At 66.3% G+C, this 279-nt stretch carries 1 pseudogene; it reads right to left on the bottom strand.

The features are described 5' to 3' along the window. A pseudogene (locus tag JT719_RS24685) lies at nt 1-279 on the bottom strand (trehalose synthase); the annotation flags it as partial.

Here is a 279-nt window from a genome sequence, read left to right as displayed (position 1 = left end):
AGCGGGTGTCCTTCAGGGCCTGGGCCAGCGGTCCGGTGTCGGCCGTCGCCAGCGCCAGGAACAGGCGCTGGTTGACGTGGAAATTGAACATCATGTGCATGCGCTCGCCGTGCTGGCCGAAATACTCCATGTTGCCCTTGGGCTCGATGTTGGCCTCGGCCAGCAGCAGGGCGTCGCCCTTGCGCCACTGCACGAACTCGCGGAAGGTCCGCAGCAGGTCGAACCGCTCCTCCTGCTGGACCACCTGCGCCCCTTCGGTCGCGATGATGAAGGGCACGG

Source organism: Sabulibacter ruber (assembly GCF_017355955.1).
GTDB classification, from domain to species: Bacteria; Bacteroidota; Bacteroidia; order Cytophagales; family Hymenobacteraceae; genus Nibribacter; species Nibribacter ruber_A.
Note: the sequence above shows the minus strand (reverse complement) of the source record. Positions and strands in the feature narration are given on the sequence as shown.